The following is a 15,392-nucleotide window of genomic DNA, read 5'->3' as shown; positions in this document are numbered from 1 at the left end:
ATGAAACAAGCAGATATTTCCCGGCGGTTTACAACGCCTATTGCGGCCTCTGCCTCAGCGGCCAACTGTGCGGATATTCCCGCAGCGCAAATCACGGCGGGCGATGGCTCGGCCAGCATGGCGCTGGGCTTTCCGCCAGAAACCTTTACAGAACGCGCCGCCGGTGGCGTGCCCCCGCGTGGGGCGGATATGAACGGGTTTTTAAAAACACTTTCTGCCGCCATACAGGTTTTGCAAACAGGCTATGTTGGCCCGTTTGATGCCAGCTTTGCCGCGGCCATTGGCGGTTACCCCGCTGGGGCCGTGGTGGCGGGCAGCGTTGCGGGCACGTTTTGGGTTTCTGGGCAGGATAACAACCTTTCCACCCCCGGCGCGCAGGGGGCTGCGTGGACAAACCTGTTCAGCGGGTTGCTGACATCTGCCCAAGCCGCGCAAAGCTTTTTTCCGCTTACAGGTGGCCAGATCAGCAATGGCCATTACGATAGCACGGGCGCATGGGGCGGCAGCGGCAGCAATGGCGCACCGCAGGCGGGTGATATTCCGTGGGGGCCGCAGTTTATTTCCCGCCTGGGGTATAACGCTACCATGAAGGCGCTGTTCTGCCTGCGCGATGCGTTTGAGCAATATGCTTTTGCCAGCGTGCAGTTAACAGATGCCGCAGGCGGGTGGCATGAATGGCAGTTCCGCCAGGATGGCTCCATCCATATGCCAGATGGTGCGGTGGTGGCCACGCAGGGCTGGGCTAACGGGGTGTTTCAGCCCGCAGGCAGCTATGTGGGGCAGGGCACGTATCAGGCCGATTTTGCCACGCAGGATGGGCGCGTTATCAACCTGCCATACGGGCAGCGCATTCAGTCCTTTTCCGTCAATATTCTGGATGGAGATGGCATTACCTTTCCGCAGGCTTTTGCGGGGGTGCCTACATCCGTGCAGTTGCAGTGCATGCAGTATGAACAACGCATGACACTGGCCATGCCAGAACAGGCCCCCACCGCCACGGGCATTGGTGCTGTGGGTGTGCGCTACGTGGTGGATGACCACGATGGCGCGGTTTCCACCCCCATTACGGTGTGGGTTACAGCTATTGGGCCAAGGTAAAAAACCATGACATGTTCTTGCAATACCGTAGGCACGGCGTGCTCCGTGCTGCCAGAAGGGGCCGTGCTGGCGCCGGGGTGGCAACCTGCCAGCGCACGTGTGTTGCCGGTTATGATAACACCGGGCCTGTGCCTGCGTGGCCAACTGGCAGAGCAGGTGGTGCAGGCATGGCCTGCGCGCAGCAGTGCAGATGCGCTGGATTATACGCTCACCCCCGCCGCATGGCTGGAAGGCACGGGTGATACAATGGCCAGTGTAACGGCCAGCGTGCCCACCGCCACCGGGCAGGATACGGATATGGCCGTGCTGTGGGTAACCATTATTCAAGGCATGGCCAGCGTGTTTTTGGGCAGCGGCCCACCCGATACGGTGCAGACGGTGCAAATGGTGCTGCACACCGTGCAGGGGCGTAGTGTTACGGTAAGCATGCAGCTTTACATCAGCACAGAAAGTGCCGCCACGCTGCCGCCGCAGGTGCCCACCTTGGCCGATGGCACACCCATACCGCCCAACGCATTGTTAGCCCCGCAAGGGGTTATCACCACCCCCACGGGCCAGCCCTATCTGCTGGCCTGAAGCATGGGGGTGGGAGCCAGCCCTGCTGCCCGCAGGCGGACAAGCCCACAGCGCTGTGATACAGTTTTGCCCAAAGAGATGGCCCGCCAGCAAGGCGGGTATTTGAGGCAAAAGGTATAGAAATGAAACCCAAACAACAGAAACCTGCTGATTCATTGGTGAACCGATTTAACGAGAACGTGGCTGTTAAAATGACAATCATGTTCGGCAGTATCTGGTGCGTGTATGTGTTTTTCCTGTTCTCTCTGGTGCCAGCGGTTGTGCCCCAGTGGCAGAACACGCTGCTGTATATCAGCAACTGTATCCAGCTTGTAGCGCTGCCCGCGCTGATGGTGGGCAACGCGGTGCTTAGCCGTGGGGCAGACAGGCGCGCGGCGGAAGACCATCAGGCCCTGCTGGAAATTCTGGGCGATGTGCGTGAAGAACTGGCAGATCTGAAAGACAAGACAGCCGGTTTGGCGCGTTCTGCCAACGAAGCCTTGCAACGTCCTGAACTGACAGACGTTTCCATTTCGGATCAGACGATCGTGAATATGGATGAGCCCGGGCAGCCGCAAAATAACGCCTGATCTGGCATCCGGTTTTGCGGTTTTCTGGTTTGCATTCGTCATCAGCCTGTCTGATCAGACTGGAAACCGCTCATGCCGCCTTTTTTCAATCCGCTGGCGCTGTTTGCCATTGTGATCACACTGGCAACAGCTTTTGCCATTATCAACCACCGCTACCTGCATCTGCCCACCACTATTGGCATTACGGCACAGGCTTTGGGGGTGGCCACGGTTTTGCTTTTTCTGGAGCAAGCCGTGCCCATGCCCCGCATGGATGCCGCCCGCGCGGTGCTGGATAGCATAAATCTGCCCGCCACCTTGCTGGATGGGGCTTTATCATTCCTGCTGTTTGCGGGCGCACAATCGGTAGATCAGCGCGAGCTCTGGCAGAACCGTTTTTCCATTCTGGCGCTGGCACTTTTGGGTACAATGCTGGCCGTGGCGCTGTTTGCCATGGGTATGTGGATGGCGTTTCCGCTGGTGGGGCTTGCGGTTTCCCTGCCGTGGTGCGTGGTGCTGGGGGCCATTCTGGCGCCAACAGATCCGGTTTCTGTTGTGGGCATGCTGCGCCGTTTGGGCCTGCCGCCCAGAGTACAGGCCATTTTTGCGGGGGAAAGCCTGTTTAACGATGGCGTGGGCGTTGTGGTGTTTGCCGTGGCGGTGCAACTGGCAGAGGCAGGCACCATTGGCCCGTTGGGGGATTTGGTGTGGCAGATGGTGCAGGAGGTAGGCGGCGGCCTGCTGCTGGGCTTTTTGTGCGGGTGTTTGGCGGTATGGTGCATCCGGCTGGTAACAGATGCACATCTTGAACTGCTTATTTCCATCTCTCTTGCCAGCGGGGTGTACAGCCTTGCCAAAATGCTGGAAGTTTCTGGCCCCGTGGCGGCTGTTACGGCCGGGCTGGCCTTGGGCATGCCCCGCGCATTGGGGGCGCTCAGCCAGCACGGGCAGCGTGAAATCCGCAATTTCTGGATGATGGTGGATGAGGTGCTGAACGCCTGCTTGTTTGTGCTGATAGGGTTTTATGTGCTCAGCGTGCCCATACGTGTGCCGGTATTGCTGGCGGCTGTTCTGGCCATTCCGCTTTCCATTACCGTGCGGGCGTTAAGCGTGCTGCTGGCCATGCTGCCCGTGTATTTGCGCGATTCACAACGCTGGCGGGTTTTGGCCATTATGACATGGGGCGGCCTGCGTGGCGGTATTTCCATCGCCCTTGCGTTAAGCCTGGAACACGGGCCTATGCGTGATGTGCTGCTTGCAGTGTGTTATGCGGTGGTTGTGTTCACTATTTTAGTGCAGGGGTTAACAATGGAGCGCGTGGTGCGGCAGGTGCGCCTTGGTGCGGCGGAGGGATAAAACCGGATGTCCGCCTTAATACAACGTAAGGTGTGCTGGTGTGCGGCCCCCACGGTGCGGCGCTGTTGCCGCCAACGGTGGTGGATGGCCTGTGCGCTGGCCTCTGGCACGCTGCTTTCTGGCATGGCGTGGCCGGTTGGGGCTGCGTGGGCGCAGGCTGTTTCTACACCACCTGCAGGGCAAAAAGCCGCCCAGCATACGGCTGCACCTGCAACTGCACATGCGGCCCCCACAGCCCCCAAGGTGCTGGGCGCGCCGGTGCAGGCTTCTGGCCGCCCGCAGGTGGTAATAGTACGTGCCAACCCGCTGCATGCCAGCGCCGGGGGCGGGCTGATACACCCGCAATCTGAACCACAGGCCCAAAGCGTGGTGGGGCAGGAATACATCCGCCTGCAATCCCCCACCGCCACGGCGTTTGAGCTGGTTTCCCAACTGCCGGGCGCAAATGTAAGTGGGTCAGACCCGTTTGGGTTTTCACCGCAAACCAATATCAGCGTGCGCGGCATGAATGGAGATGCCATAGGCTACGTGCTGGAAGGCATGCCGCTAAACGATATTGCCTATTACACCGGCTACCCCAGCCAGTTTGCAGATAGCGAGAATTACGAAAGCATTGCCCTGCAACAGGGATCTCCCGATCTGGACAGCCCGGTGATGAACGCCGCTGGCGGGCTGATGAAGCTGCGTTTTCGCACGCCGGCAGAAAAGGCTGGCGGGCAGTTCAGTGCCTCCTACGGCTCTTACGATACCAACCGCGAGTTCCTGCGGCTGGATACGGGCGAGATCGGGCATAATACCGGCCTGCGGGGCTTTGTGTCCTATTCTCATAGCGCCACGGATAACTGGCGCGGCGCCGGGCGGGATGAGCGCCAGCATGTTGATTTCAAGCTGGAAAAAACATGGGGCCAAGGCAACAGCGCGGGGCTGTTAGGATCCTGGAACCAGGCGGTAGACAGCTACTACCCACAGGTCAGCAAGGATGACTGGCGCACGTACGGCATAGGCGGCCCCAATAATCTGGACAGGCACTTCCATGCTGATGATGATTACGGTGGTTCAGACTACTGGCGGCTTTCTCGCCAGCCGGAACGCACGCTGTATCTGGCCGCGCCCTTGCTGTTTACATTGGCGGAGGGGCTAAGCCTGCATGTTACACCCTATGCGCAAGGTGCGTATGGCAATGCCGCAGGCGGCACACAGTTGCCCACATCCGGCCTGTATAACGGCACACAGGCCGTGCCCGATGTGCTGGATCTGCCCGTAACGGCAGATGGCTACAGCACGGTGCGGGCAGATTACACACAGCGCAGCTTTCGCTCCGGTTTTACATCTGCGCTGGAATGGAAGCGCGGCGTGAATGATCTGGTGCTAGGCTACTGGTATGATTACGGAGATGACACCGAGCGCGAAACCTTTGCCGCCGTAAATGGCAGCGGCAATGCGGGCAGCATATGGGGCGGGCGGCCCATTACGCTGGCCGATGGCAACATGCTGCTGGGGGCCAGCAACCACACTATCTCGCAAACCAATGCGCTGTTTGTGGGGGATCGGGTTTCGCTGTTGCATGATCGGCTGTTGCTAACAGCAGGTTTTAAGGAAGTGATGTTCTCGCGCACAGGCACAAACGCCGTGCCGGGCGCGCCTTACCATGCCAACATGAACACCGCCGTGCCCCTGCCGCGCTTTGGTGTGCGTTTTCAGATTACGCCGGAACATCAGGTGTTTTTCAATGCCACCACCAACTTCCGCACCCCGGCAGAACCCGCCTTGTATGATGCGTATGACCCCACATCTGGCGCCATAACGCAAAAGGGCACATCCAGCCTGAAAAACGAATACTCCATAGCGGAGGAACTGGGCTACCGTTACGCAGGCAGCCGCGTTGTGGGCAGCCTGACGTTATTTAACTATAACTTCACAAACCGCCAGATTGCCACGTTAGCCATGATAAATGGCGCCCCGGTGGATTCCACCATCAATGCGGGCGGGCAGACATCTCGCGGGGTGGATGTGGAAATAGGTTTGCGCCCGTGGCACCACATCAGCCCCTATCTTTCGGGCGAATATCTGCACGCCACCATTGATAATGATTTGTATTCGGGCGGAGACCTGCTGCCCACACGTGGCAAACGCGCCGTGCGCAGCCCCACGCTACAGGCCGCCGCAGGCCTGACCTATGATGACGGGCACTTTTTTGGCGTGATGACCGTAAAATACACCGGTCACCAATACGCAACTTTCATGAATGATGAGCGCATGCCCAGCCATGTTACGGGCAATCTGGCGCTGGGGTATCGGATGAATGATGTTTCCGTGCTGCATCGGCCGGAGTTCCGCATGAACTTTATTAACATCACCAACCAGCATTACCTTTCCGGCGTGGCAGACCCCACCATGAACGCGCATGATACGCAGGGCCGCTACGGCACTACCATAGCCGGGCAGGCCCCGGACTATTACATTGGCGGCGGGTTTGCGGCTTTGTTTACAGCCTCCACCGGGTTTTAGGCGTGGCAGATCCTTCCCCCCAGAATACGGCGCAGTTTGGTGTACACGGTGTGCAGGAAAAGCGGGACTGGCCATGCCTGACGCTTGATGAAGTTTCTGATGTGCTCGCACATTTTGCCAACATGCCCCCTGCGCGGGACGTTGTATGGCACAGCATGCGCCCGTTTTCTGCCGCCTGTGTGGTGCAGCTTGCGGGGGAGGTTTCTGCCAGCGCCGGAGGTGCCAACGCAGGCGGGCAGATAGCGCGGGTGACAAGCTGTGTGCTCAAACGCCATGCGCGTGCCCTGCGCAGTGCCACCATGCTGGAGCAGGAACACGCCTTTATTCGCCATCTGGCCAGCAAGGGGCTGCCCGTATGCCCCGCATTGGCCCTGCATGACGGGCACACCGCGCTGGAACTTGGCAACTGGACGTACGAGGTTTTCCTTTCCGCCAAGGGGGAAGATACTTACCGGGATGTGATGTCCTGGAAGCCGTATTTCTCCACCGCGCAGGCCCATGCGGCGGGGGCAGCACTGGCGCAACTGCACAAGGCCGCGGCGGATTACACAGCCCCGGAACGCAGCGCGAATGTAGCAGATAAAACCGCCCCGGTGGTGCCGCTTGTTTCCAGCATGTGTGTGGTGGGGCAAGCAGATTTTACAACTGCACTGCAACAGTGGGTGGCGCGGCAGCCGGGGCTGGTGGCGGCATTGGCCAACCGCCCGTGGCAGCAGGATGTGGCGCGGGATGTTTTGCCGTTTCATGAGCATCTGCGCCCGTTATTGCCCGGCGTAAAACCCGCTTGGGGGCATGGAGATTGGCACCCTTCCAACCTGTTCTGGCATGCAAACACGCCTGTTACCGTGCTGGATTTTGGCATGGCAGACCGCACCTGTGCCGCGTTTGATGTGGCCGTGGCCATAGAGCGCGCCATGGTAGATTGGCTGGCCTTGCCAAGCTGTGGCGCAACAGCGCAGCAGGCTGCGCATGTGGTGGTGTGGGACCAGCTTGCCGCGTTTGTGGCGGGGTATCAGCACATTCGGCCTTTAAGTGGGGCGGAGCGTGCGCAGGTGGTGGCGTTTCTGCCATTGGTGCATGTGGAATTTGCGCTGTCTGAAACAGCATATTTTGGAACACTGCTGCAAGATGAGGCCTCGGCCGAGGTGGCCTATACCGAGTATCTGCTTGGCCATGCCCGGTGGTTTGCGCAGGCGCAGGAGGGGCGGGAACTGCTGGCCCGTTTGCCAGCCTTGCTGGCGGGGCAGGCGTAGTGTCCGGGTTGGAATGGCTGGCGGCCATTGCCAGCGCTTTGGGCGTGTGGCTTACGGGGCGCAGAACGGTGTGGTGCTGGCCGGTTATGCTTTTGGCATCCGTAATGTATGGCGTGGTGTTTGCGCAGGACCATTTATATGCAGATGCCGCTTTGCAGGGCGTGTTTGCAGCTTTGGCGCTGTACGGGTTGTGGTGCTGGCTGCGCGGTGTGCAGGAAAGCGGGCAGGTGCGTATTGCCACCCCAACATCTCAAACCCTGTGGCGAGATACCGGCATAACAGCCGTGGCCGGTTTGACATTGGGGCTGACCCTGCGTGCCATAACGGATGACCCCATGCCCCTTTCTGATGCCGGGCTGAGTGCATACAGCGTGCTGGGCCAGATATGGACAGCCAAGCGCTACCGCGCCTGCTGGGTGTTATGGATTGTGGTGGATGTTTTGTACGCGCTGCTGTTTGTGCAGCGCAGGCTGTTTGTAACCGCCGTGCTGTACGCGGCCTTTATAGGCCTTGCCGTACAGGGCTGGCGGCAGTGGCGCGGTGTGGCGGAAGGGAAAACTTTAAATAGATCTCATTTGATCGAAAATGATTAACACACTGTAAAGAATATATAATTCCAGAAAATCATTTATCGCTTAGCCGGGTTGATTTGATTTTTGTAGAAAAATACGCAATGCGCATATTGTGTAAAAATTCTACAGGAAATCCGTGATGTCGGAAGATTTTAGGCAGAAGTTCAAAAATTTCTCTGAAAAGATGGTGCGCATTTCATCAAGATGTAAAAATGAAGAAGCAACAAAAATGTTTCTTATTTTACCATTTTTACAGTTTCTGGGGTACGATATTACAAACCCGGATGAAGTATGCCCGGAACATCACGCTGATTTTTCAGATAAATATAAAAACAAAGTTGATTATGCGATTTTAAGAAACCATATTCCCGTTATAGCCATAGAATGCAAAGCATTAGGTACATCTCTTAAAGATGAAAGAGGGCAGTTGAAGTCTTACTTCAATGCGGCGCAAACTATTAAGCTGGGCGTGATTACAGATGGCTTGATTTATGAATTCTATGCGGATTCTGATGAGCCAAATATTATGGACATGCATGCATTTTTAACTTTTGACCTGAATGATATTGCCAAAGGCAAAATTGAAGATTCTGTAGTGGATGGTCTGAAAAGCCTGCAGAAAACCAATTTTGACCCTGAAAACATTGGTGCAGAAGCAAAAAGGAAAATTGTTTTCCAGAATCTGGTGCAGCAGATTGAAGATTTATCTGCATCGCCATCGGAAGATTTTGTTCGGATACTTTTGCAAAATATCGGCATCAAACACGCACGCGCCAAGGCGATGACCGAATATACGGAACTGACAAAAAGTGCGTTTAGAGAGTTTGTAAATATCAGAATACTGGAACGGCTGGATCTGCCCCAGAAAGAAAAAGAAACAGATAAGGCCGCATTGCCAGAACCAGTTAAAGCGGATGTTGAAGCCAAGCTTACTGATGTGCTGGAGCCAACCAAGCTGGAAAATGATGTTTTTGAATATGTAAAAAGCAGATTGGCGTTTCTTTCAGATACAGAAGATCTGTTTAAGTCCATTCAGGAAATAGGATTTAAGAATTTTAAAGGAAAATTTGTCGTATTTTACAAAAAAGAACGTGCCGGCAGAATGTTCGATTTTTATGAAGGAAAAGAAAAAACTTATACGTTCGACGCGGATTTCTCACACTTGAGGCAATTTCGGGTCATTTTGTAGAATTCAGTCATACCACAGGAGCCCGATCTGGAATATTGACGATATTCTGCTTCTGGCGGCGGGTTCTGAACGCAGTGAGGGTGTCACGGCCTGAGAAGGCAGTGTTGGTGGAAGCTATGTGGTCTGTGCACTGTCTGTTTCTTCAGATGGCCTGCCGGAGCCTTCGCAATCGTGCATGAGCGAGGGCGAATTCATGCTGACAGGGGAACATGTCCGGCATGGACAGGACAATCCGACGGACGCTGAGCGTTACACGTGTCGCGATTTTGAGCAGCCGTGCGCGTATGGTGCCACAGGTCGCCGTCTCCAGGCTGGTCTGGCCAAGGGCCAGTCTTTGCAGAGCGGTCAGCAGGACATAGGCTGCGGCCGAGAACCACAGCCGGAGCTGGTTGGCCCGGATGGTGTGGGACGAGGTCCTGTCTGAGAACAGATCCATCTGGCATTCCTTGATGCGGTTTTCCATATCCCCGCGTGCGCAGTAAATCTGTTCGTAGAGATGGCGGGGGTCGGACATTCCCTGCGGTAGGGTGGTGACAATGAAGCGATGATAGCGGTTGCCGTGGCGCCATTCGGCCTTGGCCACGACCCGCCTGCGGCGCGTCCAGCTGTCCTTTGTGATCCAGTCAAAGGAGGCGAAACCGCGCGCAGCTCTGCCTGTCGTGGCGGCTTCGTCACGAACCTCAGCGGACAAAGAGGCAATCCGGTCATACAGGCGGGTGTTGCCTGCAAGCCCGAACAGGAAGTCAACGTGGTTGTCTTCGCACCATGTCATCAGACTGTCCCGGGCGAAACCGCTGTCCCCACGCACCAGGATACGCACCCGGGGCCAACGGCTCCTGATCTGCTCGACGATCCGGCGGATGTCTGCCAGTGCTTCCTTCCCCGGGTCCCTGTCTGCCGTGCGCAGGGTAGCGCTGAGGAGATGGTCCCCGCAGAAGACATACAGGGGAAGATAGCAGTTATGGCCGTAATATCCATGAAAGGCGCGGCCTTCCTGATGGCCATGGATACGGTCATCGGTGGCATCCACATCCAGAACGATCCGGGCGGGTGCGTGCTCATGCTGGTCAAGGAAGAGCGTGACGAACAGGGTAGCCAGGGCCTCATGATCAGCAATGATCCGACAGTAACGATCTGCCTTGTGCCCACTGCGCTCCAACCGGTTCAGTGTAGATTTGCCAGCCAATGCTGCGCAGTTTGCCCGGCCTCCTGACAGACGACCCGAGGCCAGACCAAAGATCAGGTCATGCCGCAGGGCATCGTGATCATTGAGATCTTCATAGCCCAGTGCCAGGCCCATGATCCGCTGACGGACAAGGTCTTCAACCCGGTATTCCACAAAGCCGGGATGCCGCTTATCGCGAAAACAGGCAGCAAAGCGGCGGCTGAGCCCCAGAATGTCATCAGCCTGCTTCACCAGAATGACGCCCCCATCCGAACTCATGCGACCCCCGTCAAAACGGGCCACAACACGCCGTCCACAGGAGGCTGGAAACTCATACGCGCCTGCGCTACACTCTGTCTGCATCGGGTTTTCTTGATGATTATGGAAATTTCTTTTCTACAAAACAGACTTTTTCATAATCTAACCCGATGTACAACCCTTCTGTGAGATTTCCGCGTCGATTTTGGAGAGCAGGCGGGCGGAGAAATCTCTACCGATAATATCTCTGATATTGATGACAAATTGCTAAGTGTCTTCAGAGAAAAAGCCGAAGCTCTAGGATATGCAAAATAGATTTCATAAAACGGTAACCTACACGAAAAGCTGGTAGATACGGCAGCCCCGCTCTTTAACAAGGGCGGGGCTGCTGCATGGTTATGTAGGTTTCAGTAACCGCCCGGTGCCGCGTATCCGGGTGCTGCATAACCGGGGGCGGCGTAGCCCGGTGTTGCGTAGGTTGGGGCGGCATAGGTGGGTGTTGCGGGGGTGGCAACGGCCCCAATGGTGGCACTTACAACACCGGCAATAATGCCCGTGGTAAGGGATGTTAGCAGAAACTGGTTGCCATAGCGCATCCAGTAATAGCCAGATGGCGGGGCATACAGGCCGCGCTGGCCCTGCCAGTTGCGCACAATCCAGCGGTCATTACGGGGGCCATCGTAGCGGTCTCCCTTCCGCCAGGTGCGGTTCATGTCAAAGTTGTCACCACCACGTGCGGGGCCACCACGGCCGGGGCGGTTGTTGTGCATGGCCGGGCCGGGGCCGCCACACGCTGGCCACCGTGCATGGCGCCACCACCGGGGCCACCGTTTGGGCCGCCCTGTGGGCCACCACGGCCGCCGGGGCCGTTAAACTGTGGTTCGGCATGAAGGGGGGCGGATGCACACATCACGCCCATCATGGCAGCGGCTGCAAGATAACGGAATTTCATGTCAAACCTCTATGCTTCAATACGTCTGTTTTTCCCATACGCTTGTGGCAGAATTACGTTCCTGCTTTCAAACACATATATAAGGGGTAAAGGCAGGCGGCATGAGTGCGGTGCAATGCAGAGCATAAATCAAATTAACATAACGTATGTCTGTCAGCCTTTATTTTGTCTCAATTCTTTCCTAGCTTCATTTCTGACACGCACTGCCAAGTGCGGTGCCAAACATATTGAACGAAAGTATTGTTAACGATGAAAAAAGCTCTTTTCCTGCTTGCTGCTCTGGGTGTTGCTATGCCGGTTGCTTCTCACGCAGAAAGCAGCCACCACCACAAGCACGAACACAAGCACAACGAAAATGGTGACAACCAGAACGGCCGTGGTGATGAAAACCGTGGCGATCGTGGTGACCGCGGTGATCGTGGCCAGCAGGGTGGTGAACGCGGCGAACGTGGTGACCGTGGCCAGCAGGGCAACTTTGGTGGTGAACACGGTGGCCCCGGTGGCGAACATGGCGGCCCGGGTGGTGAACACGGTGGCCCGAACGGTGGCGACAACAACAGCAGCAACTAATTCTGCTGCATGTGGCCCTTACGGGCTGCATACAAGAAAAGGCGCTCCATCCGGGGCGCCTTTTTTTATGGGGTAGTCGCCTTTGGGTGTTTTAGGCAAACACCACAGTGCGATGGCCGTTGATCATAACCCGATGTTCAACGTGCATCTTCACCGCCCGCGCCAGCACTTGCGATTCCACACCCCGGCCCGTGGCAATGTAATCTTCCACCGAGAGGTTGTGCGTAACCCGCGCGGTTTCCTGCTCGATAATCGGGCCTTCATCCAAGTCCGCCGTTACGTAATGGGCGGTGGCGCCAATTAGCTTTACCCCACGTGCATAGGCCTGATGGTACGGCTTGGCCCCTTTGAAGGAGGGCAGGAAGGAATGGTGGATGTTAATTACCCGCCCACTTAGTTCTGCACTCAGCGAATCCGAAAGCACCTGCATGTAGCGGGCCAGCACCACTAAATCGGCTTTTGTTTCTTTTATAAGAGCGCGCAGCTTGTCTTCCTGCTCGGCCTTGTTCTGCTTGTTTACGGGCCAGCAGTAATAGGGAATGCCCGCCTGTTCTGCCGTGGCGGCACTATCTGTGTGGTTAGAAACAATGGCCACAATATCCGCCTTAAGCCAGCCCACACGCACCTGATACAGCAGGTTAAGCAGCGCATGATCAAAGCGAGACACCATAATGATAATGCGCGGCAGCACGGCGGCATCATGCAGGCGCATGTTCATGCCAAAGTGTTTGGCCACGGGGGCCAGAACATCATTTATTTCTGCCAAACCACCCGGCGCGGGCGCATTAAAGGCCAGCCGCATGAACAAAGTGCCAGATTCCCGGTTGCTGAACTGGTGGGTTTCGGTTATGTCCGCACCTCGCTCTGCCAGAACGGATGTAACAGCCGCAACAATGCCGGGCTGGTCCGGGCAGGAAAAAGTAAGAATAAACTGCATGCGCTGGCGTATGCTCCTTTGTTCTTCTACTGGGCCTGTATAAAGGGCGCGGGGGCGCAATGGGCCTCATCTTGTGCCAGTGCACAGGGGGCTGCGCAATAGCTTGTGTTGCCACCTGTTTATAACCGGTGGGGCGTTGGGCAAATTGTGTGGATGGCCTGTGGATGAATCGTGGCAAGCCCGACTCGTCATGTTTTTTTCAGGTCAAGCTGATTCTGCTCTTGTCATAAAACGAATCTCTAAAAATCCCAGAAAACAGCCGATTCTGAACGTTTGTTCTCCTGCTCTGTAACAAATCTTATCCACAGAAAACGGGGAGAGAATGTGGGAAAAGCCTGTGGATAGTTTTGTGGAAGGCAGCGTGCCTATAGTGTTTTCCCGCGTTTCCCGCTTTGTTCTCCGGCAGGGGGTGTGCGGGTTTTTTTATGTGCGGTGGGGCAGATGGGCAGCCATGTAGGCGGCCAGCACCACGGCCTCGTTATGTGCCACATCGCGCGCGCCAAATAGCAGGGTGATGCGGCCTTTGCGGGCCAGATCTTCCAGTTGGTGCACGGCCTGAGGGTTGGCGTTTAATTCTGCTGTATAGTGTTGGCAAAAGCCTTCCCACTTTGCGGGGTCATGCGCAAACCACTGGCGCAGGGCGGTGGAAGGGGCAAAGTCCTTCAGCCATAGGGTGAGGGCAGCGCGCTCCTTGCTAATGCCGCGTGGCCATAGCCTATCCACCAGCACGCGGGCGCCATCATCTGGCTGGGCGGCTTCATACACACGGCGGATGCGGATATCGGGCTGATGGGGCATTGGGGCCTCTGGTTGCGGCAAGGGGCTTGTGGGTTTGAGGTCTGATTTAAGATGTGTTTTTAAGGCATCTTAAAGAGATGAATGGGCATACCAGCCCATCATGGTGTAAAAGGCCCCATGCGTCTGACACTGCACACAGATTATGCCCTGCGCACGTTGCTTTATCTGGCCGTGCACACCAACCGCCGCGTTTCTATTAAGGAGATTGCGCGGGTGTATGGCATTTCAGAAAACCATCTGGTCAAGATCATTCATCATCTGGGCCGGGGTGGGTTTATAGATACGCTGCGCGGCAGAGGCGGTGGGCTGATGCTGGGCCGTGCGCCGCAGGATATTCGTATTGGCGATGTGGTGCGCCATACGGAAGATGATATGGCGCTGGTAAGCTGCATGTCACCTTCCCCCGGTGTGGCGGGCAGCACGGAATGTCTGCTCTCCCGCGCGTGCCATTTGCGCGGCGCGTTGGGTGAGGCGCTGGATGCGTTTATGGCGGTGCTGGATAGTCGCACCTTGGCAGACATGCTGCACACCTCGGAACGCCAGATATTGCAGGATGCCGAAGCCAAGCTGAGCACGCCCACACCCCCTTAAAACCCACCCCGCAGGATGGCGCTTTGAAACTTGCCCCGCCTTGCTGTCAGGTTGTGAGACGTCATTGGGATGATGTAGCGTGGGCGATACCGCGTTATGCTTCGTTGTTTTCTTCCGTTTGCAGGGAGACCGAATGATGCTTCAGATCCACCCACAGGCACGCACGACACCGGCTGTCCGGGCTGAGATAGCTCGTTCGTCAGAACCGACATCCGTGCTCGCCAGACGCTACGGGATCAGCGATGAAACAGTCCGCAAGTGGCGCAGGCGTGGTTCGGACGCCTGTCAGGACCGCAGCAGCCGTCCCTGGAGGCTGGCCTGGAAAGCCTCGGAGGAGGAGCGCGCCATTGTCTGTCAGCTTCGGCGTTCTACCGGTTTTGGTCTGGATGATCTGACCTTTGTCTTACGGCATTTCCTGCCGCATCTGAACCGGGACAATATCTGGCGGATACTGAAAGACGCCGGATTGAACAGGCTGCCTCCTGTTCCAAAGGCCGGACCAGTTCGGGGACAGGGAAAGTTCCGCGATTACGATCCCGGTTATGTCCATATCGATGTGAAACATCTGCCAAAATTACAGACAGCAGATGGGGACCGGCGGAAACGTTTTCTGTATGTCGCCATCGATCGCTGTTCCCGTTCAGTGCACCTGGCTGTTTATGACGCGGAAAATGCGGATAATTCCGTTGATTTCCTCAATGCCGTCAAATCGGCCTTTCCTTTCCGGATCACCCATATCCTGACCGATCGTGGCTCCTGCTTTACAGCGGACGCCTTCGAAAAAGCCTGTCATGACATGGGAATCGACCGACGCCGGACCAAGGCTTACTCCCCTCAGACCAATGGAATGGTGGAACGCTTCAATGGCCGTGTCGCTACAGAAGTACTGCAGGTCTGTGTCTCAAACCATGAAGATCTGGAAATTCTGCTCAGAGGCTTCTGTTTCGCCTACAATCATCGCCCGCAGCGTGTTCTGGGCGGCATCGCTCCCGCCCAATGCATCATCTCATGGCTTGAAAAA

The 15,392-nt window shown here is 56.6% G+C and carries 15 protein-coding genes and 1 pseudogene; 11 read left to right on the top strand and 5 right to left on the bottom strand.

Going from position 1 to position 15,392, the window contains the following annotated elements:
- The 8 genes from ABNV41_RS08435 (at position 1) to ABNV41_RS08400 (ending at position 9,100) form a co-directional block, all read left to right on the top strand.
- The gene (locus ABNV41_RS08435) at positions 1 to 1,098 is read left to right on the top strand and encodes a hypothetical protein (protein ID WP_050819334.1); all 1,098 of its coding nucleotides are present in this window, start codon (positions 1 to 3) and stop codon (positions 1,096 to 1,098) included.
- A 6-nt stretch (positions 1,099 to 1,104) separates the two neighbouring features.
- Positions 1,105 to 1,674 (top strand): hypothetical protein, encoded by a 570-nt coding sequence (locus ABNV41_RS08430; RefSeq protein WP_050819335.1) that lies wholly within the window; start codon positions 1,105 to 1,107, stop codon positions 1,672 to 1,674.
- Positions 1,675 to 1,796: 122 nt separating this feature from the next.
- Positions 1,797 to 2,243: a hypothetical protein gene (locus tag ABNV41_RS08425; protein ID WP_050819336.1), complete on the top strand. Its 447-nt coding sequence runs from the start codon at positions 1,797 to 1,799 to the stop codon at positions 2,241 to 2,243.
- Positions 2,244 to 2,315: 72 nt separating this feature from the next.
- Positions 2,316 to 3,578: a sodium:proton antiporter gene (locus ABNV41_RS08420; RefSeq protein WP_050819337.1), complete on the top strand. Its 1,263-nt coding sequence runs from the start codon at positions 2,316 to 2,318 to the stop codon at positions 3,576 to 3,578.
- Between the two features lie 6 nt (positions 3,579 to 3,584).
- Positions 3,585 to 6,086: a TonB-dependent receptor gene (locus ABNV41_RS08415; protein WP_196332524.1), complete on the top strand. Its 2,502-nt coding sequence runs from the start codon at positions 3,585 to 3,587 to the stop codon at positions 6,084 to 6,086.
- A gap of 2 nt (positions 6,087 to 6,088) precedes the next feature.
- Positions 6,089 to 7,339: a phosphotransferase enzyme family protein gene (locus tag ABNV41_RS08410; protein WP_050819339.1), complete on the top strand. Its 1,251-nt coding sequence runs from the start codon at positions 6,089 to 6,091 to the stop codon at positions 7,337 to 7,339.
- Complete coding sequence (pnuC, locus tag ABNV41_RS08405) at positions 7,339 to 7,932, top strand: nicotinamide riboside transporter PnuC (RefSeq protein WP_050819340.1); 594 nt, start codon at positions 7,339 to 7,341, stop codon at positions 7,930 to 7,932. Before ABNV41_RS08410 ends, pnuC begins: the two co-directional genes overlap by 1 nt.
- 118 nt (positions 7,933 to 8,050) lie before the next feature.
- The gene (locus ABNV41_RS08400; protein ID WP_087651469.1) at positions 8,051 to 9,100 is read left to right on the top strand and encodes a type I restriction endonuclease; all 1,050 of its coding nucleotides are present in this window, start codon (positions 8,051 to 8,053) and stop codon (positions 9,098 to 9,100) included.
- A gap of 142 nt (positions 9,101 to 9,242) precedes the next feature.
- On the opposite strand, the gene ABNV41_RS08395 is transcribed toward ABNV41_RS08400, so the two are convergent.
- The 3 genes from ABNV41_RS08395 to ABNV41_RS08385 all read right to left on the bottom strand — a co-directional run bounded on the left by ABNV41_RS08395 (position 9,243) and on the right by ABNV41_RS08385 (position 11,475).
- On the bottom strand, positions 9,243 to 10,628 hold the full coding sequence (locus ABNV41_RS08395) for an IS1380-like element IS1380A family transposase (RefSeq protein WP_012812390.1): 1,386 nt from the start codon (positions 10,626 to 10,628) through the stop codon (positions 9,243 to 9,245).
- Positions 10,629 to 10,930: 302 nt separating this feature from the next.
- Positions 10,931 to 11,293: an RcnB family protein gene (locus tag ABNV41_RS08390; protein ID WP_230844469.1), complete on the bottom strand. Its 363-nt coding sequence runs from the start codon at positions 11,291 to 11,293 to the stop codon at positions 10,931 to 10,933.
- A complete protein-coding gene (locus ABNV41_RS08385) occupies positions 11,233 to 11,475 on the bottom strand; it encodes a hypothetical protein (RefSeq protein ID WP_230844470.1) in 243 nt (80 codons plus the stop codon). Before ABNV41_RS08385 ends, ABNV41_RS08390 begins: the two co-directional genes overlap by 61 nt.
- Before the next feature lie 249 nt (positions 11,476 to 11,724).
- Here ABNV41_RS08385 and ABNV41_RS08380 point away from each other — a divergent pair, with 249 nt between their 5' ends.
- A complete protein-coding gene (locus ABNV41_RS08380) occupies positions 11,725 to 12,045 on the top strand; it encodes a hypothetical protein (protein ID WP_050819342.1) in 321 nt (106 codons plus the stop codon).
- Positions 12,046 to 12,136: 91 nt separating this feature from the next.
- Here ABNV41_RS08380 and purU read toward each other — a convergent pair whose 3' ends face one another.
- The gene (purU, locus tag ABNV41_RS08375) at positions 12,137 to 13,042 is read right to left on the bottom strand and encodes a formyltetrahydrofolate deformylase (protein ID WP_003627019.1); all 906 of its coding nucleotides are present in this window, start codon (positions 13,040 to 13,042) and stop codon (positions 12,137 to 12,139) included.
- Positions 13,043 to 13,405: 363 nt separating this feature from the next.
- Positions 13,406 to 13,780 carry a DUF488 domain-containing protein gene (locus ABNV41_RS08370; protein WP_349934543.1) on the bottom strand — a complete coding sequence of 125 codons (375 nt, stop codon included), beginning with the start codon at positions 13,778 to 13,780 and terminating at the stop codon, positions 13,406 to 13,408.
- 81 nt (positions 13,781 to 13,861) lie between these two features.
- On the opposite strand from ABNV41_RS08370, the gene ABNV41_RS08365 reads away from it, so the two are divergent.
- Positions 13,862 to 14,371, top strand: a complete 510-nt coding sequence (locus ABNV41_RS08365; RefSeq protein WP_080986753.1) for an Rrf2 family transcriptional regulator — start codon at positions 13,862 to 13,864, stop codon at positions 14,369 to 14,371.
- A gap of 136 nt (positions 14,372 to 14,507) precedes the next feature.
- Positions 14,508 to 15,357 (top strand): annotated as a pseudogene (locus tag ABNV41_RS08360) (IS481 family transposase); the annotation flags it as partial.
- Positions 15,358 to 15,392 lie beyond the last annotated feature (35 nt).

The sequence above is a fragment of the Acetobacter sp. A11-2 genome, from assembly GCF_040208445.1.
Classification (GTDB): domain Bacteria; phylum Pseudomonadota; class Alphaproteobacteria; order Acetobacterales; family Acetobacteraceae; genus Acetobacter; species Acetobacter oryzoeni.
Note: the sequence above shows the minus strand (reverse complement) of the source record. Positions and strands in the feature narration are given on the sequence as shown.